General features: G+C 67.6%; 18 protein-coding genes. 13 read left to right on the forward strand and 5 right to left on the reverse strand.

Features of this window, described 5'->3' with window-relative positions; all coding sequences use genetic code 11:
- Positions 1-25 precede the first annotated feature (25 nt).
- Genes leuB through alaS form a run of 7 tightly spaced genes read left to right on the forward strand, consistent with a single transcriptional unit; the run spans position 26 to position 7904 of the window.
- Positions 26-1072: a 3-isopropylmalate dehydrogenase gene (leuB, locus tag AC0CH3_RS00785; protein ID WP_354301367.1), complete on the forward strand. Its 1047-nt coding sequence runs from the start codon at positions 26-28 to the stop codon at positions 1070-1072.
- Complete coding sequence (locus tag AC0CH3_RS00790; protein ID WP_354301369.1) at positions 1069-2196, forward strand: glycosyltransferase family 2 protein; 1128 nt, start codon at positions 1069-1071, stop codon at positions 2194-2196. Before leuB ends, AC0CH3_RS00790 begins: the two co-directional genes overlap by 4 nt.
- 57 nt (positions 2197-2253) lie before the next feature.
- Positions 2254-3459, forward strand: coding sequence for a trans-sulfuration enzyme family protein (locus tag AC0CH3_RS00795; RefSeq protein WP_354301371.1), 1206 nt, complete (start codon positions 2254-2256; stop codon positions 3457-3459).
- The gene (apaG, locus tag AC0CH3_RS00800; protein WP_056016288.1) at positions 3456-3854 is read left to right on the forward strand and encodes a Co2+/Mg2+ efflux protein ApaG; all 399 of its coding nucleotides are present in this window, start codon (positions 3456-3458) and stop codon (positions 3852-3854) included. Before AC0CH3_RS00795 ends, apaG begins: the two co-directional genes overlap by 4 nt.
- Positions 3851-4657: a LysR family transcriptional regulator gene (locus tag AC0CH3_RS00805; protein WP_354301373.1), complete on the forward strand. Its 807-nt coding sequence runs from the start codon at positions 3851-3853 to the stop codon at positions 4655-4657. The genes apaG and AC0CH3_RS00805 overlap by 4 nt, the downstream gene beginning before the upstream one ends.
- Positions 4658-4686: 29 nt before the next feature.
- Positions 4687-5217 carry a GNAT family N-acetyltransferase gene (locus AC0CH3_RS00810; protein ID WP_354301375.1) on the forward strand — a complete coding sequence of 177 codons (531 nt, stop codon included), beginning with the start codon at positions 4687-4689 and terminating at the stop codon, positions 5215-5217.
- 44 nt (positions 5218-5261) lie between these two features.
- A complete protein-coding gene (gene alaS, locus AC0CH3_RS00815; RefSeq protein ID WP_354301376.1) occupies positions 5262-7904 on the forward strand; it encodes an alanine--tRNA ligase in 2643 nt (880 codons plus the stop codon).
- Between the two features lie 600 nt (positions 7905-8504).
- On the opposite strand, the gene AC0CH3_RS00820 is transcribed toward alaS, so the two are convergent.
- Complete coding sequence (locus tag AC0CH3_RS00820) at positions 8505-10148, reverse strand: thiamine pyrophosphate-binding protein (RefSeq protein ID WP_354301378.1); 1644 nt, start codon at positions 10146-10148, stop codon at positions 8505-8507.
- A gap of 104 nt (positions 10149-10252) precedes the next feature.
- Between AC0CH3_RS00820 and AC0CH3_RS00825 the strand changes: the two genes are divergently transcribed.
- From AC0CH3_RS00825 to AC0CH3_RS00845, 5 genes are all read left to right on the forward strand, one after another.
- Positions 10253-10963: a CoA transferase subunit A gene (locus AC0CH3_RS00825; protein WP_333994449.1), complete on the forward strand. Its 711-nt coding sequence runs from the start codon at positions 10253-10255 to the stop codon at positions 10961-10963.
- Between the two features lie 110 nt (positions 10964-11073).
- Positions 11074-11895 (forward strand): HAD family acid phosphatase, encoded by an 822-nt coding sequence (locus AC0CH3_RS00830; RefSeq protein ID WP_457326161.1) that lies wholly within the window; start codon positions 11074-11076, stop codon positions 11893-11895.
- On the forward strand, positions 11895-12206 hold the full coding sequence (locus tag AC0CH3_RS00835; protein WP_354301380.1) for a DUF5076 domain-containing protein: 312 nt from the start codon (positions 11895-11897) through the stop codon (positions 12204-12206). The genes AC0CH3_RS00830 and AC0CH3_RS00835 overlap by 1 nt, the downstream gene beginning before the upstream one ends.
- Positions 12206-12841, forward strand: a complete 636-nt coding sequence (locus AC0CH3_RS00840) for a 3-oxoacid CoA-transferase subunit B (RefSeq protein WP_354301382.1) — start codon at positions 12206-12208, stop codon at positions 12839-12841. Before AC0CH3_RS00835 ends, AC0CH3_RS00840 begins: the two co-directional genes overlap by 1 nt.
- Entirely contained in the window at positions 12841-13716 is an 876-nt protein-coding gene (locus tag AC0CH3_RS00845) for an alpha/beta hydrolase (RefSeq protein ID WP_354301384.1), read from the forward strand. Before AC0CH3_RS00840 ends, AC0CH3_RS00845 begins: the two co-directional genes overlap by 1 nt.
- A 151-nt stretch (positions 13717-13867) precedes the next feature.
- Here the strand turns inward: AC0CH3_RS00845 and AC0CH3_RS00850 are convergent, their stop codons facing one another.
- Positions 13868-15871: a M13 family metallopeptidase gene (locus AC0CH3_RS00850; protein WP_457326286.1), complete on the reverse strand. Its 2004-nt coding sequence runs from the start codon at positions 15869-15871 to the stop codon at positions 13868-13870.
- 294 nt (positions 15872-16165) lie between these two features.
- Between AC0CH3_RS00850 and AC0CH3_RS00855 the strand changes: the two genes are divergently transcribed.
- Positions 16166-17539, forward strand: coding sequence for an FAD/NAD(P)-binding protein (locus AC0CH3_RS00855; protein WP_354301388.1), 1374 nt, complete (start codon positions 16166-16168; stop codon positions 17537-17539).
- Positions 17540-17615: 76 nt separating this feature from the next.
- On the opposite strand, the gene AC0CH3_RS00860 is transcribed toward AC0CH3_RS00855, so the two are convergent.
- The 3 genes from AC0CH3_RS00860 to AC0CH3_RS00870 all read right to left on the reverse strand — a co-directional run bounded on the left by AC0CH3_RS00860 (position 17616) and on the right by AC0CH3_RS00870 (position 20707).
- Positions 17616-18482, reverse strand: a complete 867-nt coding sequence (locus AC0CH3_RS00860) for an outer membrane protein (RefSeq protein WP_056016252.1) — start codon at positions 18480-18482, stop codon at positions 17616-17618.
- Between the two features lie 93 nt (positions 18483-18575).
- Positions 18576-19655 (reverse strand): ferritin-like domain-containing protein, encoded by a 1080-nt coding sequence (locus AC0CH3_RS00865; RefSeq protein WP_354301390.1) that lies wholly within the window; start codon positions 19653-19655, stop codon positions 18576-18578.
- 53 nt (positions 19656-19708) lie between these two features.
- Entirely contained in the window at positions 19709-20707 is a 999-nt protein-coding gene (locus AC0CH3_RS00870) for a ferritin-like domain-containing protein (RefSeq protein WP_465237460.1), read from the reverse strand.
- Positions 20708-20876 lie beyond the last annotated feature (169 nt).

Consider the following 20876-nt stretch of genomic DNA (forward strand, 5'->3'; position numbering starts at 1 on the left):
CAAGGGCGGCGGCGGAGGAACGCACATGCCCCTGATCGCGATACTGGCCGGCGACGGCATCGGACCCGAAGTGACGGCGGAGGCGCGACGCGTGCTCGACCGGCTCGGCCTCGATCTGACCTTCGAAGAGGCGCTCGTCGGGGGTGCCGCGTACAAGGCCGCGGGTCATCCGCTGCCCCCTGAGACGCTGGCGCTCGCGCGCCGCGCGGATGCGGTGTTGTTCGGTGCGGTCGGCGACCCCGATTGCGATCGGCTCGAGCGTCACCTGCGCCCCGAACAGGCGATCCTGGGGTTGCGCAAGGAACTGGGGCTGTTCGCAAACCTGCGTCCGGCCAAGCTGTTCGCGGGGCTCGAGGATGCGTCGTCGCTGCGCCCGGAGATCGCACGCACGATCGACATGGTGATCGTCCGCGAGCTGACCGGCGACGTGTATTTCGGCGCCAAGGGTATCCGGACGACCGACGGGGGCCTGCGTGAAGGCCATGACGAGATGCGTTACGACGAGGCGGAGATCGCCCGGATCGCGCGCGTCGGGTTCGAGACTGCGCGTACCCGCAAGAGCAAGCTTCTGTCGGTCGACAAGGCCAACGTCCTCGAAACCTCGCAGCTGTGGCGCGACGTCGTGATCGAGGTATCGGCGGACTATCCCGACGTCGCGCTCAGCCACATGTATGTCGACAATGCGGCGATGCAGCTGGTGCGCGATCCCGGCCAGTTCGACGTCGTCGTCACGGGCAATCTGTTCGGCGACATTCTGTCCGACCAGGCGTCGATGTGCGCGGGGTCGATCGGCATGCTCCCCTCCGCCGCGCTCGATGGTACCGGCCGCGGGCTCTATGAGCCGATCCACGGCAGCGCGCCGGACATTGCGGGGCAGGGCAAGGCGAATCCCTGTGCGGCGATCCTCTCCGCGGCAATGATGCTCCGCCATTCGCTCGATCTGCCAGACCCTGCCGACCGGATCGAGGCGGCGGTCGCCGCGGCGATCCTCGGCGGCGCGCGGACGCCCGATCTCGGCGGATCGATGACGACGCGCGCGATGGGCGATGCGGTGATCGCAGCGCTCGGATGATTCCCGCTTTGCTCGACGTGTCGGACGTCCCCGCCTTGCTCGAACTGGCGGTGGTCATCCCCACGTTCAACGAGAAGGCCAACGTCCCGACGCTGATCGCCAAGCTCGACCAGGCGCTGGCGGGGCGCCGCTGGGAGGCGATCTTCGTCGACGACGACAGTCCCGACGGTACCGCGGATGCCGCGCGTGAGCTCGGGCGGATCGATACGCGGGTGCGCGTGATCCAGCGGATCGGTCGCCGCGGCCTGTCCTCGGCATGTATCGAGGGGATGTGCGCGACCGCGGCGCCGGTCGTCGCGGTGATCGACGGCGATCTCCAGCATGACGAGACGCTGCTGCCGGCGATGCTCGACCTGCTGCAGGCGGGCGAGCACGACGTCGTGATCGGCTCGCGCTTTGTCAGTGGCGGCGGGACGGGCGACTGGGACCGCGACCGCGTCGCGAAATCCGCGCTTGCGACGCGCCTGTCGCGCCGCGTGCTGAAGGCCGATCTCAGCGATCCGATGAGCGGCTTCTTCGCGATCCGCACCGAGGTCGTGCGTTCGCTTGCGCCGTCGCTGTCGGCAATCGGCTTCAAGATCCTGCTCGACCTGCTGACCGCCAGCCCACACCCGCTGCGCTTCGCCGAGCTCCCCTACACGTTCCGTGTCCGGACAGAGGGCGAGAGCAAGCTCGATCACGTCGTCGCGATGGAATATCTCATCGCGCTCTACGACCGGATGTTCGGGCGGTTCGTCCCCGTCCGGTTCGCGATGTTCTCCGCGATCGGGGTGTTCGGGGTGGGTATCCACATGGCGGTGCTGACCGCGGTGTTCATCGGGCTCGGCACGTCGTTTCTCGTCGGGCAGATCATCGCGACGCTCGCCGCGCTCACGATGAACTTCTTCCTCAACAACGCGCTGACCTATCGCGACCGGCGGCTGAAGGGCTGGCGGCAGCTCGCGGATGGCTGGGTGTCGTTCGCGGTGATCTGTTCGGTCGGCGCCGTCGCCAATGTCGGGATCGCGGCATTCCTGCACGACATGCGCAACGATGCGTGGGCCGCGTCGGCGCTCGTCGGCGTGCTGGTCGGTGCCGTCTGGAATTACGCCTTGTCATCCAAGTTTACCTGGGGGCGTTACTAGCGCGATCGACCCTCCGCAGGGGTTGTCATCACCGCCCGCCCCCGGCAAAGCGTCGCCATGAAGCGCAAGACCGGCCAGGATCGTTCGATCACCCAGAATTGGCGTCCGCAGACGCAGGCCATTCGCGGCGGCACCGCCCGCAGCGAATATGGCGAAACGTCCGAGGCGTTGTTCCTGACGTCGGGCTATTGCTACGACAAGGCCGGCGACGCCGCCGCGCGTTTTGCCGGCGAGCAGGACGGGATGACCTATTCCCGGCTCCAGAACCCGACGGTGCAGATGCTCGAGGAGCGGATCGCATTGCTCGAGGGGGCCGAGGCGTGCCGGTCGATGGCGACGGGCATGGCGGCGATGACCGCGGCGTTGCTGTGCCAGCTGCAGGCGGGCGATCACCTCGTCGGTGGGCGCGCGGCGTTCGGATCGTGCCGCTGGCTGACCGACACGCTGCTGCCCAAGTTCGGGATCGCCACGACGATCGTCGACGCACGCGATCCGCAGGCGTTTCTCGACGCGGTGCGCCCCGAGACCAAGGTGTTCTTCTTCGAGACACCCGCCAACCCGACGATGGACATCGTCGACCTCAAGGCGGTGTGCGCGATCGCACGCGAACGCGGGATCACGACCGTCGTCGACAATGCGTTCGCGACGCCGGCGTTGCAGCGGCCGATGGAATTCGGTGCGGACGTTATCGCCTATAGCGCGACCAAGATGATGGACGGGCAGGGGCGCGTGCTTGCGGGTGCGGTGTGCGGGACCGAGGATTTTATCACGAACACCTTGCTGCCCTTCACGCGCAACACCGGGCCGACGCTGTCGCCGTTCAACGCCTGGGTGGTGCTCAAGGGGCTCGAGACGCTCGACCTGCGTATCCGCCGCCAGTCGGAGAATGCACTAAAGGTCGGGGCGTTTCTCGAAGCGCGCGTGCCGCGTATCCTTCACCCGGGCCTCGCCAGCCATCCGCAGCACGAACTCGCGATGACCCAGATGGACGCGTGCGGCCCGATCTTCGCGTTCGAGGTCGAGGGACGCGAACAGGCGCACGGGCTGCTCGATGCGCTGGAACTGGTCGATATCTCGAACAATATCGGTGATTCGCGGTCGCTGATGACTCACCCCGCCTCGACCACGCATGCCAGCGTCTCGCCCGACAAGCAGGCCGAGATGGGCGTGACCGAGGGGCTGCTCAGGCTGAACGTCGGGCTCGAGGACGTCCGCGACGTGATCGACGACCTCGATCGCGCGTTGGGCCGGGTCGGACTGTGAAGGCGCTGTTCCCCAACGCGGCGACCACGCGCGGGGTAACGGTGCGCGTTTCGGTCAGCTATCTGCCCGAACAGTCCGAGCCACAGCGCGGCCGCTGGTTCTGGGCCTATCACATCCGGCTCGAGAATGACGGCCCGGGGGCGGTCCAGCTGCTCACCCGGCACTGGATCATCACCGATGGACGTGGCGCGCGGCACAGCGTCGAGGGCGAGGGCGTTGTCGGCGAACAGCCGCTGATCGAGCCGGGCGCGAGCTTCGATTATGTCTCGGGTTGCCCGCTCGCGACGCCCACCGGCGCGATGCAGGGTTCGTACCGGATGGTCGACGACACGGGCGCGGTATTCGACGTGGCGATCCCGAACTTCTCGCTCAGCGCACCTGCGGTGACGTCGTGAAGCGGACGCATCTGCCGCTCAACGGGCTGCGCGTGCTCGATGCGGCGGCACGACATCTGTCGTTCACGCGCGCCGCCGACGAGCTGGCGGTCACCCCCGCCGCGGTCGGGCAGCAGATCCGCGCGCTCGAGGATACGCTCGGCGTCGTGCTGTTCCGGCGGACGACGCGCGGGCTCGAACTGACCCCCGAGGCCGAGGCGGGTCTCGGACCGTTGCGCAACGGCTTTCTCCAGTTCGAGGAGGCGGTTCGCGCGATGCAGGCGGGGCAGACGTCCAAGTCGCTGACGATCGCCGCACCGCGCGACCTGACCGAGAAATGGCTGATGCCGCGGCTCGCCGAGATCGCGGCCGGGGACCCCGACCTGCGTTTCGTGCTGATCACCGCGGACGAGACGGTCGATTTTACCGAAGCCAATCTCGACCTCGCGATCCGCTGGGGCGATGGTCCGGGCGAGAATGAGGGCGAGGCGCTCGAATCGGAAGGGCTCGTCACGATTGCGGCGACCGGCAGCGTGTCCGAGGCGATCATCGCCTGGCCCGGCGCGCCTGTTATCGATCCAGCTGCGGGAGATGCCACCGCGCTCGTTCGCGTCGGCGATGCGGGACTCGCGATCGATGCGGCGGCGGCGGGACTGGGTCGAGCGACCGTGCCCGAACTGCTCGCCCGCCGCGCGCTCGACGCCGGCACGGTCCGGTTGATCGGCGATGCGCAGCCGTCGCGCGGGGGCTATTGGCTCGTCGCGCCGCTGCCGCAGTGGCGTCAGAAGAAAGTGCGTGCGCTCGTCGACGCCCTGATCGCTTGAGGCGTCGCGCACTACCCCATCCGGTGCTGGTGACTCCGCGCCTGCGGTTGCGGCCGTTGGTACAGGCGGATGCGGTCGCGCTGCATCCGACGCTCGCCGATGCCGAGCTGATGACCTATTCGGCGGATGGCCCGCTCACGTCGATCGAGGCGACGCGCGCCTATCTGCTCGAGGATGCCGCCGACGTGAACTGGCGCGCGTGGGCGATCACGCGGCACGGCGACGACCGCGCGATCGGCTGGGTCTCGGGCGGGCGGATGCGCGGGCAGGGGGTGACCGAGATCGGCTTCATCCTCGCGCGCGCGCACTGGGGTCGCGGCCTTGCCAGCGAAGCGGTGTCTTCGGTGCTAGACCAGCTGTTCGCCGAGGGACAGCACCGCGTGTTCGCCGATGCCGACAGCGAGAACAGCGCGTCGATCCTGCTGCTCGAACGGCTGGGGTTTCGGCGCGAACGGCTGCTGCGCGGCGAATGGGAGACGCATATGGGGCTGCGCGACAGCCTGATCTACGGGCTGCACGCGGATGACTGGCTCGCGGCGGCACTGCCTCAATCCGCGTAACGCGGTCACTTGAGCGAACCCCGTTGCTCGCCTAAGTCGGCGGCATGACATCGACGAACGACATCCGCCGCGGCTTCCTCGACTATTTCGGTTCGCAGGGGCACCAGATCGTGCCCTCTGCGCCGCTCGTGCCGCAGAACGACCCGACGCTGATGTTCGTCAATGCCGGGATGGTGCCGTTCAAAAACGTGTTCACGGGCCTCGAATCACGCCCCTACACGACCGCGACCTCGTCGCAGAAGTGCGTCCGCGCGGGCGGCAAGCATAACGATCTCGACAATGTCGGCTATACCGCGCGGCATCACACCTTCTTCGAAATGCTCGGCAATTTCTCGTTCGGCCAGTATTTCAAGGAACAGGCGATCACGCACGCCTGGACGCTGCTGACCAAGGAATGGGGCCTCTCGCCGGACAGACTGACCGCGACCGTCTATCACACCGACGACGAGGCGTTCGACCTCTGGAAGAAGATCGCGGGCCTCCCCGAGCACCGCATCATCCGCATCCCGACCAAGGACAATTTCTGGTCGATGGGCGACAACGGGCCGTGCGGGCCTTGCTCGGAGATCTTCTACGACCACGGCGATCACATCCCCGGCGGCCCTCCCGGCAGCCCCGACGAGGACGGCGATCGCTTCGTCGAGATATGGAACCTCGTGTTCATGCAATATGAGCAGGAAAACGCCGAGATCGTCGGCAATTTGCCCAAGCCCTCGATCGACACCGGCATGGGGCTCGAGCGGATCGCCGCAGTCATGCAGGGCGTCACCGACAATTACGACACCGACACGTTCAAGGCGCTGATCGCAGCCTCCGGCGCGCTGACGCATACCGCGACCGACGGCGCGAACACCGCCAGCCACCGCGTGATCGCGGATCATCTGCGCACCGCGGGCTTCCTGGTGGCGGACGGCGTGCTGCCCGCGAACGAAGGCCGCGGCTATGTCCTGCGCCGGATCATGCGTCGCGCGATGCGCCACGCGCATATCCTCGGCGCGAAGGAGCCGCTGATGCACCGGCTGGTGCCGTCGCTCGTCACCGAGATGGGCGCGGCCTATCCCGAGCTGTTCCGGGCGCAGCCGCTGATCGAGGCGACGCTGCAGCAGGAGGAGACGCGGTTCCGCCAGACGCTCGACAAGGGGCTGAAGCTGCTCGACGAGGCGACCGCGGACATGACCGAGGGGACGCTGGCGGGTGACGTCGCGTTCAAGCTCTACGACACCTATGGCTTCCCCTACGACCTGACCGAGGACGCGCTGCGCGAACGCGGGCTGGCGGTCGACCGCGAGGGCTTCGACACCGCGATGGCCGAGCAGAAGCGCGCGGCGCGGGCCGCGTGGAAGGGTTCTGGCGCCAAGGCCTCGGACGATATCTGGTTCGACATCGTCGAGCAGAGCGGCGGCACCGAATTCCTTGGCTATGCCTCGGACACCGGCGAGGGCGAGGTGGTCGCGTTGGTCAAGGACGGCGCGCGTGTCGACCATGCGACGACGGGTGATACGGTGTCGATCGTCGTCAACCAGACGCCCTTCTACGGCGAGAGCGGCGGGCAGGTCGGCGATGCCGGGCACATCTCGACCGACACCGGCCTGCGCGCGACCGTCACCGAGACGTCGAAGCAGCTCGGCCGCGTGTTCGTCCATCACGCGATCGTCGATGCGGGCGGCATCAAGGTCGGCGAGTCCGTCAAGCTCCAGATCGACGTCGCGCGCCGTGCGCAGATTCGCGCCAACCACTCCGCGACGCATCTGCTGCACGAGGCCTTGCGTGAACGCCTCGGCAAGCATGTCGCGCAGAAGGGGAGCCTCGTCGCGCCCGATCGCCTTCGCTTCGACTTCTCGCAGCCGGTCGCGATGACGCCCGCCGACATCGCGCAGGTCGAGGCCGACGTGAACGCGCAGGTCCGCGGCAACGGCGCGGTCACCACGCTGCTGATGACCCCCGACGACGCGATCGCGATGGGCGCGATGGCGCTGTTCGGCGAGAAATATGGTGACGAGGTCCGCGTCGTATCGATGGGATCGACCGACGAGGGCACCTATTCGATCGAGCTGTGCGGCGGCACGCACGTCACCGCGCTTGGCGATATCGGGCTGTTCAAGGTCGTCGGCGAGGGTGCGGTGTCTAGCGGCGTGCGTCGCGTCGAGGCGCTGACCGGCGAGGCTGCGCGCGCCTATCTGACCGGGCGCGACGATCGCCTGCGCGAGGCGGCGGCGGCGTTGAAATCGACCCCCGACGAAGTGCCCGCGCGCGTCGCGGCGCTGATCGAGGATCGCCGGCGTCTCGAGCGCGAGCTCGCCGATGCGAAGAAGGCACTGGCGCTCGGTGGCGGCGGCGGCGGTGAGGCGGCGGGCCCCGAAGAGGTCGGCGGCGTGGCGTTCATCGGCCAGGTGCTGAACGATTTCGAGCCGAAGGGCCTGCGCGGCGCGGTCGACGAGGCCAAGCAGCGGCTGGGGTCGGGGATCGCGATGCTCGTCGCCATCAACGATGGTCGCGCTTCGGTCGCGGTCGGCGTGACCGCGGATCTGGTCGGCACCCGCAACGCGGTCGACCTGCTGAAGATCGCGGTCGCGACGCTCGGCGGGCAGGGCGGTGGCGGCCGTCCCGACATGGCGCAGGGCGGCGGTCCCGATGGCGCCAAGGCGGCGGACGCGGTGGCCGCGGTGCGGGCCGCGCTGGCGGGCTGAGGGGCTGAGGGGCTGAGGGGCTTACCGGTTTACCGGCTCCCTTCTCCGTGCCGTTCCCCCGCGGACGCGGGGGCCCAGCTAAGTACCGATAGCCCCCGCTATCCTGGGCCCCCGCCTTCGCGGGGGAGCAGTGAGGGTGAATGCCGGCACCAGCATCACCACCACCCCGGCGACGGCCGGGGCCCAGGTGGGAAGGCCGACGTAACGGAGGATCGTCCGCCGTTACTGCTGTCCCCCAACTGGGCCCCGGCCTCCGCCGGGGTGGGGCCTGGGTGATGGAGGCGTCGTAAGTGAACGCGGTTCACGCTGCCCGCGCACCTTCGCCAGTATCGCTCGCAACAACTGGCTGTTCCCCCGCGGACGCGGGGGCCCAGCTAAGTACTGATAGCGCCCGGTACCCTGGGCCCCCGCCTTCGCGGGGGAACGGTGAGGGTAAATGGTGGCACCATCATCAGCACCACCCCGGCGAAGGCCGGGGCCCAATTGGCAAGGCCAGCGTAGCGGAGGGCCGTGCGTCGTTACTGCCGTCCCCCAATTGGGCCCCGGCCTTCGCCGGGGTGGGGCTTTCAGTGCGGTAGTGGCGTCATCACCGACCAAGCATCACGCCGCCCCGCGCACTTTCGTCAGCGTCGTGCCCGCGGTAATCGCTTCGATGTCTGTCACCAGATGCAGCAACCGCACTCCGCCGCGCGCCATCGCGCGGTCGAGCGCAGCGACGAAATCGCCCGTCTGCGTCACCGTCTCCGCCCAGCACCCATAAGCGCGCCCGAGCGCCGCGAAGTCCGGATTGCGCAGCGCCGTCCCTGACACCCGCCCCGGATACTCCCGCTCCTGATGCATCCGGATCGTGCCGTAGCCACCATTGTCGACGATCAGCACCAGCATGTCCGCGCCGTGCGCAACCGCGGTCGCCAGCTCCTGTCCGTTCATTAGGAAACAGCCATCACCCGCCAGCGCGACGACCGTCCGCTCGGGATGCCGCAGCGATGCGGCGACCGCCGCCGGGACGCCATACCCCATCGCCCCGGCGGTCGGCGCGAGCTGCGTCCCCGGTCCGGCATAGGCCCAGTAGCGATGCCACCAGCCCGAATAATTCCCCGCGCCGTTGCAGATGATCGCATCGGCGGGCAGCCGCTCGCGCATCGCGGTCACGCACGGCCCCAGGTCCATCGCGAGATCGCGCGGGCGCGGCGTCGACCAGTCGAGCCACTCGGCATGCGCCTCCTGCCCGGCGGTCCGCGGCGGCAGGTCGACCGCGAGCAACGCCTCGGCGAACTCCGCCATGCCTGCACATACGGCAACGTCTGCGCGGTAGGCGCGGTTCAGCTCGTCCGGATCGGGATGGACGTGGATCAGCCGCTGCCCCGGGTGATCGGGCGTGACCAGCGAATAGCCATCGGTCGTCGCCTCGCCCAGCCGCGGACCGACGACGAGCAGCAGATCCGCCGCCTTCACCCGATCGACCAGCCTGGGATTGGGGCCATAGCCCAGATTGCCCGCCCAGACGGGGCAATCGTTCGGGATCGAATCCTGCCGCCGGAACGCTGCGGCGACCGGAATGCCGTTGCGATCCGCCCAGGTCGAAAACGCGCCCGACGCGGCGACGTCCCAGCCTGCACCACCGACGATCGCGACGGGCCGCTCGGCGGTGGTCATCAGGTCGGCGAGCAGGTCCATCGTATCGGTGTCGCAGCCTTGCGCGACGCGCTCGACGCGCGGCCGATCCACCGCGTCCACCACGTCGAGCAGCATGTCCTCGGGGAGCGCGAGCACCACCGGCCCCGGCCGCCCCGACAGCGCGGTCGCATAGGCGCGCGCGACATATTCGGGGATGCGGCGCGCATCGTCGATCCGCGCTGACCATTTCGCGACGGCCCCGAACATCGCCTGGAAATCGATCTCCTGGAACGCCTCGCGGTCGCGCGTGCCGCGGTCGATATCGCCGACGAACAGGATCATCGGCTGCGAATCCTGCATCGCGACATGCACGCCGATCGACGCATTGGTCGCACCCGGCCCGCGCGTCACGAACGCGACGCCGGGCCGGTGCGTCAGCGTGCCATCCGCGCACGCCATGAACGCGACGCCGCCCTCCTGCCGGCACACCACCGTCTCGATCGCAGGCGTATCGTGGAGCGCATCGAGGACCGCGAGAAAGCTCTCGCCCGGCACGGTGAAGATCCGGTCGCACCCTTGCGCGACGAGTTGATCAACGAGGATGCGGCCGCCGGTACGCTTGGTCATAACAATCTCCTGCTCGCACCCTAACCGCGCGATCCGCGCGAAGTCGAGGCGTTGCCGTCGCCCGCCTCGCGCTTTATGCGATGGCAAAGACCAGAGGAGGATGCATGGCGAACAAGCGCTACACCGATGCGGCAACGGCACTTGAAGGCGTGCTCTTCGACGGCATGACGATCTGTGCGGGCGGGTTCGGGTTGTGCGGCATCCCCGAGCGGCTGATCGACGCGATCGAGGCGTCGGGGGTCAAGGATCTGACGATCGCCAGCAACAATGCCGGGATCGACGGGCAGGGGCTCGGCAAGCTGCTCCGCTCGCGCCAGGTGAAGAAGATGATCTCGTCCTATGTCGGGGAGAACAAGGAGTTCGAGCGGCAATATCTGAGCGGCGAGCTCGAGGTCGAGTTCTGTCCGCAGGGGACGCTCGCCGAGCGCTGCCGCGCGGGCGGCGCGGGCATCCCCGGCTTTTATACCAAGACCGGCGTCGGCACGTTGGTGGCGGAGGGCAAGGAGGTGAAGAATTTCGACGGGCAGGACTATATCCTCGAACGCGGCATCCGCGCGGACCTGAGCATCATCAAGGGCTGGAAGGCGGACGAGAGCGGTAACCTGATCTTCCGCAAGACTGCGCGCAACTTCAACCAGCCGATGGCGACTGCGGGCAAGATCTGCGTCGCCGAGGTCGAAGAGATCGTCCCTGTCGGCAGCCTCGATCCCGACACGATCCATCTGCCGGGAATCTACGTGAAGCGGATGATCGTCGGTGCGCCCTACGACAAGAAGATCGAATTCCGCACTGTCCGCGAGCGGGTCTCGGCGTGACATCGGCGCCGTTCTCCCGCGCCCGCGGGAGCGCAGGGCCGCGGGCGTTCCAGCGGATAGCTTGGGCCCCCGCGTTCGCAGGGGCACTCGCCCTGCAAGGGTGCGTCAGCGTGTCCGCGCCGACCTCGATCGCGCCTGCACCGACCGCAGCCGTGCCCGTCACCGTCGACGGTGTCCCCGCGGGGATGCAGTATCTTTATGCCTCGGGCGAGGCTGCCGCGGTCAGCATCCAGGCGTGGAACGCGCTCGTCGGCTATGTCCGTGCGCAGCGCTCGCCGGTGTCGGTCGTGCTCGCGCCGAGCGCGACGCTTGCCGCGCCGAGCTGGACCGCGTGCGGCGGCAAGCCGAAAGCCGCGGTGTTCGACGTCGACGAAACGGTCCTGCTCAACCTCGGCTTCGAATATGACGCGGCATCCGGCCAGCCCTGGTCCGATAGCCGCTGGCAGGCGTGGGAGCGCACCGGTATCAAGCAGGTCGCGCCCGTCCCCGGCGCGCGTGCGGCGCTGACGCAGCTCCGCGCGATGGGCGTCACGGTCGTGTTCAACTCCAACCGTTCCGCCGCCAACGCCGCGCAGACGCAGGCGGCGATCGACGCCGCCGGCCTTGGCCCCGCGCGCCACGGCGAAACGCTGTTCCTCGCCGGCGACGACGCGATGGGGTCGAAGAAGGATGGCCGCCGCGCGACGATCGCCGCGAAATACTGCGTCGTCGCGATGGGCGGCGATCAGCTCGGCGATTTCAGCGATCTGTTCAACGTAGGGCAGACTCCCGCGGCGCGTCGTGCCGTCGTCCAGTCGCCCGCGCTCGCCGCGAAATGGGGGGCGGGGTGGTTCGTGCTGCCCAACCCCGTCTACGGCACCGCGCTGAAAGGCACGCGCGACGAGGTCTTTCCGCCCGCGATCCACTGGGCGCCGACACAGGGAGTCCAGTGATGACCGACCATCCCAATGCGATCAAGCTCGACGCAGGCGCCGCGCTGACCGGCGAATCGCTCGAGGTGGCGCGGATCTGGATCACCAACAATGCGGGCAGCAACGTGCTGATCGATGCGGGGGTGCTCGAGAATCCGACGGTGTTCGGCTATCTTCTCGCCGACACGATCCGCCACGCCGCGCGCGCCTATGCGGCCACCTGGGACATCGCCGAGGACGCCGCGTTGCAGGCGATCGTCGACGGCGTCAGCGCGGAGCTGCGCGACCAGGTCACGACCATTACTACCATCCAGGAAGGAACGCTCAACTGATGCCGTGGGATCGCAACCAGATGGCCGCGCGTGCCGCCAAGGAACTGAAGGACGGCTATTACGTCAATCTCGGCATCGGCATCCCGACGCTTGTCGCGAACAACATCCCCGACGGCATGACCGTCACGCTCCAGTCGGAAAACGGGATGCTCGGGATCGGCCCGTTCCCGTTCGCGGGTGAGGAGGATGCCGACCTGATCAATGCGGGCAAGCAGACGATCAGCGAACTGCCCTCGTCGGTATATTTCAGCTCGTCGGACAGCTTCGCGATGATCCGCGGCGGGCATATCGACCTGACCGTGCTCGGCGCGATGGAGGTCAGCGAAGACGGCGACATCGCCAACTGGATGATCCCGGGCAAGATGATCAAGGGCATGGGCGGCGCGATGGATCTCGTCGCGGGCGTCAAGCAGATCATCGTCGTGATGGATCACACCGCCAAGGATGGCACGCCGAAGTTCATCCCGACCTGTTCGCTGCCGCTGACGGGCAAGAACGTCGTCGACATGATCGTCACCGATCTGGCGGTGTTCCAGCGCGCCGACCATGGGTCGCCGTTCAAGCTGATGGAACTCGCGCCGGGCGTCACTGCGGATGAGGTCGCGGCGAAGACGACGGCGCGCTACACCGCCTGATGAAACGCGCCGCCATCGTCCTGGCGCTGATCGTCATCCTGATCGCGGGTGCGGCGTTCAGCGCGGGTCCCGGCACGCTCAGCGTGCTGGACGGCGTGATGGGCGGCGGGCGCGGGACCGCGCGGGTGCGCGAGGGGGTGCCGTTCGGCACGCACGGCCAGAAGCTCGACGTGTGGCGGCCGTCGGGGGGCGTCAAGACGGGGCTGCCGGTGCTCGTCTTCTGGTATGGCGGCGGGTGGGTGCACGGATCGCGCAGCGACTATGCCTTTGCTGCGCGCGCCTATGCGAAGGCGGGCTACGTCGTCGTGATGCCCGACTACCGCAAGGTCCCCGACGTGCGCTTCCCCGCCTTCCTCCAGGACGGTGCCGAGGCGATAAAGTGGACGCGCGACCATATCGCGCAGTCCGGCGGCGACCCGAACCGGATCGCGGTCGCGGGCCATTCCGCGGGAGCGTACACGGTCGCGATGCTGACGCTCGACGAGCGCTGGCTGAGGGCGGAGGGTGTCGACCCGCACATCATCAAGGCCGCGGTCGGGCTGTGCGGGCCGTATGATTTCTACCCCTTCACCGCCAAGCGCGCGATCGATGCGATGCAGGGCGCGGCGGACCCGGTGATGACCCAGCCGATCCACTTTGCGCGGGCGCATGCGCCGCCGATGCTGCTGGTGAGCGCGGGCGACGACACGCAGGTGAAGCCGCACAACGCGATCAACCTCGCCGCGCGGCTGAAGACGCTCGGCGCACCGGTGACGCATGTCGATTATCCCGGCCTGAGCCATGAAAACGTCGCGATGGCACTCTCGAAGCCGTTCCGGGGCAAGGCGCCGGTGCTGGCCGACAGCGTGGCCTTCCTGAAGCGGGCGATGCCCTAGACGGGCCCCTGCCGGCCGTGACGGGGACGGCAGCAGCGAGGATGACGGCGGACGAGCAGGAACACCGCCACCCTCGTTGACAGGACGGAGCCATGCCGCCCCGACCTTGGCCCGCCGCCGGATTTTTTTGTCCGGCGGCGGCCTTAGCGGCTTACCAGATGCGGACGCGGTCCGCAGGCGCGAGATACTGCGCATCGCCGGGCTTCACGTCGAACGCCTTGTACCAGGCATCGACGTTGCGCAGCGGGTTGATCGCGCGGATCTGCCCTGGCGAATGCGGGTCGCTGACGAGCTGCTGGCGCAAGGCCTCGGTGCGGAACAGCGTGCGCCAGACCTGACCCCAGCCGAGGAAGAAGCGCTGGTCGCCGCTATAGCCGTCGAGCACCGGCGCGGGCTTGCCACCAAGCGAGGTGTGATAGGCGTCGAGCGAGATCAGCACGCCGCCCAGATCGCCGATATTCTCGCCCATCGACGCGCGACCGTTGATCTTCACGCCGGGCAAGCCCTCGAACGTATAGGCTTCATACTGCGCGCCGAGTTTGACCGCCTGTGCCTCGAACTTGGCGGCATCCTGTGCGGTCCACCAGTCGCGCAGCACGCCCTTGCCGTCCGACTTGCGTCCCTGATCGTCGAAGCCGTGGCTGATCTCGTGACCGATCACGCCGCCGATGCCGCCGTAATTGACCGCCGGATCGGCGTCGGGATCGAAGAAGGGCGGCTGCAGGATCGCCGCGGGGAAGACGATCTCGTTCTTCACCGAGTTGTAATAGGCGTTCACGGTCTGCGGGGTCATGCCCCACTCGGCCTTGTCGACCGGACCGCCCATGCGGTTGCGGCGATAGTCCCATTCGAACCGGCTCGCGCGTTCGACATTGCCGATCAGGTCGCCGGGGACGATGCGCAGCGCGGTATAGTCGCGCCATTTGTCGGGATAGCCGACCTTGACGCTGAAATTGGCGAGCTTGGCCTGCGCCTCCTGCTTGGTCGCGGCGCCCATCCAGGGAAGTCCGTCGATCCGGCCGCGCAGCGCGATCCGCAGGTTGGCGACGAGGGCGTCCATCTTCGTCTTGGACGAGGGCGGGAAATAGAGCGCCACGTAATCGCGGCCGATCGCCTCGCCCAGCGCGCGCTCGGTGACGCCGATCCCGCGCTTCCAGCGATCGCGCTGCTGCGGCTGGCCGTTGAGGAATTTCGATCGGAAATCGAAATTGGCGTCGACGAACCGCTTCGACAGCATCGGCGCGATGTCGTCGGTGATGCGGAACGCCTGCCAGGCCTTGAGCGTGTCGAGGTCGGTGCTCGCAAACACCTCGGCGATCTTCGGGAAGGCGGTGTTCTGCGCGACGATCGCGCGGTCCGCCTTGGCGACGCCCGCCGCCGTCCAGAACTTCGCCCAGGGGAAGCCGGGGGCCTGCGCCTGCAACTGCGCCAGCGTCATCGGATTATAGGTCTTGTCGCGGTCGCGGCTTTCCGCGCGGGTCCAGTGCGCCTGCGCGATGCGCGTTTCCATCGCGACGATCTTGGTGGCGGCGTCGTCGGGATTGGCCCAGCCGGCCATCGTCAGCATCTGTGCGACATACTGGCGGTAGCGCGCGACCTGGGACGCGAACTTCGCATCGAGATACAGATCGCGGTCGCCCAGACCCAGCCCCGACTGGCGTAGGTAGAGCGCGTAGACATCGGGGCGCTTCGCATCATCGTTGACGCCAGGACCGAAGAAGCTCGCACCGAACCCGCCCATCGACTGGCCCATCAGCACGGCGACGTCATCCTTGGACGCGGCCGCCTTCACGGGCGCCAGCCGCTGGATGAGCGGCGCGGCATCGGCACGCTCGATCGCCGCCTCGTCCATGAAGCCCTGATACAGCGTCGCCACCTTGGCGCGGTCGGGGTTCGCGGCATCGGCGGGACGATAGCCCTCGACCAGCGTGCGCATCCGCGCCTCGGACAGGTCGCGCAGCACCGCGAAGGCGCCATAGGACGAGCGATCCGCCGGGATCTGCGTCTTCTTGACCCAGCTGCCGTTCACATAGTCGAACCAGTCGTTGCCGGGCTTCACGCTCTTGTCCATGCCGGCAAGGTCGAAGCCCCAGCTGCCATAGCGGGTGGCGGCGGAATCGGCGGCGGCGGGGGCAGAGGCGGCGTCCTGCGGCATGATCGATTCAATCGTGCAGGCATCGTCGATGCAGGCGTGCAGATCCTGTGCGGTGGCGGACGACGCGGCAATCGCGACGACAGAGGCAAATATGACGAACCTGGTCTTCAAAGGATGGTCTCCGCAATGGATCAGCGCGCACCGGACGGGGCGAGCCGTTGACGGGAAAGTGCAACAGCGCTGTCGTTTGTGCAATACGTCAGTCCTGACAGGGACTTGCCGGCATCGGGTGTCCCGCGGCGGCCGATTGTCCTATCGAGCGCGGCGAGACGATCGAAAGCAGATGGGGACGAGATGACATTTATCGCAGGGCCCGAGGATCACGTGGTCATCGTCGGCGGAGGGTTTTCGGGGACATTGCTGGCGATCAACCTGATGCGCCATGGCGGTCCGCGAGCAACCCTGATCGAGCGTCGCTCGCGCCAGCTCGCGCGCGGCGTCGCCTATAGTGCGGCGCATCCCAGCCACCTGCTCAACGTGCGCGCGGGGAACATGAGCGCGCTGCCCGACGATCCCGACCATTTCGTGCGCTGGCTCGAGACGCGCGGCGAGGGCGACCGCAAGACGTTCGTGCCGCGGACCACCTACGGGGCGTATCTCCGCGAGATGCTCGACGCGGCGGTCACGCGCTCGGAGGGACGGTTGTCGCTTGCCCAAGGCGAAGTCTGTTCGATCGATCTGGTCGCGCGCGGCGGCGTCTCGGTCGGAATGGCGGACGGAAGCCGGATCGCCGCCGACAGCGCGGTGCTCGCGCTGGGTAACCTGCCGCCGCATACGCCGCCGGGACTGATACCCGAGGACCTGACGCCCGGCCGCTACAGCGCGGATCCCTGGGCCTCCGATATCGGCGAGGGGCTCGGGCCTGACGACACGGTGGTGCTGGTCGGGACCGGGCTGACCGCGATCGATGCCGCGTTGCTGCTCGATGCGCGGGGCTTTGCGGGTCAGATTCTGGCCGTGTCGCGGCGGGGGCTGTCGCCGCGTCGGCATGTCGACGGCGCGCCACCCGCACGCGTGCTTGACAAACCGCAGGGGGATCTGTCGGCGATCGTCCGCCATATCCGCGAGCGGGCAGGGGCGGACGGCTGGCGCGCGGCGGTCGACGAGCTTCGACCGGTGACGCAGATGCTGTGGGCCGCTGCGCCGACGCCGCAGCGCGCGCGGTTCCTCCGGCATGCGCGGCCCTATTGGGACGTCCACCGCCACCGTCTCGCTCCCACCGTCGCCGACCGGGTCGACGCGCTGGTCGCGAGCGGCACGCTGCGCTTTGCCGCGGGCAAGATCGTGTCGGCGACGACGGCAGGGGAGGCCGTCGACCTGACGTGGCGGCCGCGCGGCGAGGATACGCCCATCGTCACGCGTGCGGCGCGGATCGTCAATTGTACCGGGCCGCAGGGCGATCTGCTGCGCTCCGACGAGCCGTTGATCCGGCATCTGATCGCGGATGGCGTGATCCGTCCCGATCCGCTGCGGCTCGGTGTCGATGTGGATGCACAATCGCGGGCGATCGGTCGCAACGGGGTCGTCGAGCAGCGGTTGCACTGCATCGGCCCGATGACGCGGGGAGGGCTGTGGGAGGTCGTCGCGGTGCCCGATATCCGTCAGCAGAGCTGGGACCTGGCGCGGCGGTTGTCGAACGCGCAGTGGGTCGGCGGCGAGGGACTGTAGGAACGGGGGCTCCAGCAGGGCCCGCCGCCAGCCGGTCGCATCCGGGCCTGCGCACGTGACGCAGGCCCGTCTTGCATCAGAACCTGAACGCGGCCGTCGCGCGCAGGCTGTGCCAGCGGAACTTCTCGTCGCTGCGCTTGAAGTCGGTGCCGGTGGTGTTGGGGGCCAGCACGAACGGGTTGTTCGCGACCAGGATCGGGCTGCCCGAGATGGCGGGACCTGCGGTCGTACGGACGCGGAAGTCGTCGTCCTTGTACTGATGGAACATATATTCCATCCCGATCGAGATGTTCTTCGTCAGCTTCTGCTCGATGCCGCCGCCGCCGAGGAAACCCCATTGCTGGCGCTTGCCCGACGCCGCAAAGGCATTGGCGGTGTTGGTGGTGAAGAACAGGCGGTCGATCTTGGCATAGCCCGCACCGAACGTGCCGTAGAACAGCGTGGTGTTGACCGCGTAGCCGGCGCGGCCGCGCACCGAGGCTTCCCAATCGATCTTGCGCGCCATCGTATAGCTGGCGGGCGTGCTCGAGAAGGCAGCCACGCTGTCGGTGATCTCGGACTTGCCGAATTCGCCGACGACGCCGACGACGATGTTGCCGCGCTGCGCATCCATGCCGACCCGGCCATAATAGGCCCAGCCGTCATCGTCGTTGCGGCAGCCAAAGGTCGGCACTGCCGTACGTGCGGAGCCATTGCAGAAGCCCGGCGAGAACGCGTTGGCGCCGCCGATCGTGCTGACCTGGTCGCCGAACGTCCCGTCGAGATTGCGGTCGAACTGGATCGACGAGCCGACATCGTTGCCCTGCACGTCATACCCGCCCGCAGCGCCGATGTAGATGCCCGAGAACGGACGCTCCTCGGTCGTTTCCTGCGCGGCGGCAGGCATGGCGAAGGCGCAGGACAGAGCGAGGCCTGCGCAGGAAAGAAGGTGCGAAGTCTTCATGGTGTGATCATCCCGAATTCGGGAGCCGCACAGGCCGACCAGGCATGCGCGGCTCGAGGAGTGGACCGCGCCCCGACGGGACGCGGGACGGGGTTACGCGTTGGCCGCGCTCGTCTTGATGTTGCCGTTGAGGCCTGCGGGGAAGAACCCGCCGGACGAGACGGATGCGCTGTTGAGGTACACGATATTGAGGACCTGCCCGGCGGAACGGCTGTAGACGATCCCGTTGGCGTCGGTCGGCACGATGTTCGAGACGTTGGCATCGATGCCGGTGATACCCTGATCGTCGTCCCCGATCACGCCGGTCGACGTGTTGTTGACGGTGCCGTCGAGGCTGTCGCGCGCGTTGCTGATCGCATTCGCGCCAGTGATGAGCGCAGGGACCGCGGCAACGGCGGCGGTGGTTGGTGTTGCCGGCGTACCCAGGCCGCGACGATAGAGCACTGTCCGGACCAGGCCGGCATGATAGGCCTCGGCGGCAAGGATGCCGGCAGCAGCCTCGAGATAGGTCTTGTTGGCGATCAGGACCGATGCGCCCTTGTATGCCGAAACGCCGACGTCTTCGAAGATGAAAGCGCCCAACAGGAAGTTGTTCTCGTTTTCGTAGGGATCGAAGACCTGGTTTGCGGTCACCAGACCGGCCGCACGCGCTGCTGCCGTGAACGACCCCGGCGATGCGACGGTGCCGGCCGAAATGTTGATCGCAGGCTGCGCGACCGCTGCAGTGCCCAGCGCGCTGCGGAGGAAGGCGACATGCGCTATCTCGTCGAGGGCGATCTCGCGCGCATATTCGCGAATGACCGCATCCCCGGTCCCGTTGGCGAACTCCGGAACCTGGCGGCCACCGGTCACTGCACCCTGCGTCCCGGTACCGGTCAGCAAACTTGCATTGAGACCAACACCGAACACGGCAAAGGCATAGAATTGCGCTTCGAGATATTCGAGCTGGAGTGCGAAGTTGAGGACGTCGGCGTCGTTGAGGGCCGGCGCGGGAGTCGGGGTCGGCGTGGGTCCGGGTGCGAGGTCGCTGTCGTCATTGCCGCATGCGGCGAGCAGCGATGCGCCGCCAACGGCAAGCGCGCCACCGCCGGCGAAGCGCAGGAAGCCGCGGCGTTCGTTGCGGCGGGTGGCGATCCTGTCGAAGATTTCGAGCTTTGTCTGGATGTCGGTCATGGGTCTATCCCCTTGAAAGTCGTAAGCGTGGCTTTTGGCGGATGCGTGTCGGATCAGGACGACGTGGTGCTGGTCCGGATCGTTCCGTTAAGGCCCGCGGGGAAGAAGCCGCCGGCCGATGCCGCGCTGCCGTTGAGATAGACGATGTTGAGCACCTGGCTCGTCGACCGGCTATAGGCGACGCCATTCGCGTCGAGCGGCACGATGTTCGACGCCTGCACCGCAGCCTGTGTCGTGGACAGGTTGGTGGGCGTCTGGCTCAGCGGCGAGATGCCCTGATCGAGATCGAGCGTCGCGCCGTCGAGCCGGTCACGGGCATTGGAAATGGCATCCGCCGAGGTGCGCAACGCGGGAACAGCAATGCCCTTCGCGTACAGCGTCGTGCGGACGATCGCCGAATGATAGGCCTCGACCGCGAGGATACCGGCTGCGGCCTCGAGATAGGTCTTGCTGGTCAGCAGCGGTGCAGCGCCCTTGTACGCGGAAACGCCGACATCCTCGAAGATGAAGGCGCCGAGCAGGAAGTTCTCAGGCGAAGAATAGGGGTTAAACGCCGTACCGGCAGGGACGAGACCGGCTGCCTGGGCGGCGACCGAGAAGGCACTGGTCGGCGAAACGCTGACGTCGATCGCCGGCTGGGCGACGGCCGCGCTGCCGAGCGCAGTGCGCAGGAAGCGGACATGCGCGATCTCATCCTGCGCGATCTCGCGCGCATATTCAGCGACGCGCGGATCGAAGTTGAAATTGACTTGCGTGCCGCCGCGAACCGCACCCTGCGTGCCGGTGCCGGTCAGCAGCGAATTGTCGAGTCCCGTGCCATAGGCTGCGTAGGAGTAGAACTGCGCCTCGAGATATTCGAGGTTGAGCGCGAAGTTCAGGACATCGGCGTCGGTGACCGACTGGGCGGCGGCGGCGGTCGACAGCGTCATCGCGGTCGCACCGGCGGCGGTCATCGCAGCAGCACCGACGACGCTCTTGAAGAACTCCCGCCGATCGTTGCGCCGTTCGACACGGGCATCGAGGGCATCGATCAGATGGTTTGATTCGGTCATTGGCTTCATCTCCCTGAACCAGGCACGTCGGCACATGGCCAGCGCGTGGGTCGCCTTCGCTGGGCGCTCTCACGTGCTCGACGACCCAGAAACGGGATCAGGGAGATAAAGTTGCAACTAAATGATAAGACAGGGCAAATTATCGAATTATACTAATCCCCAGCAGTAT

This window comes from Sphingomonas sp. AC449, from assembly GCF_979253475.1.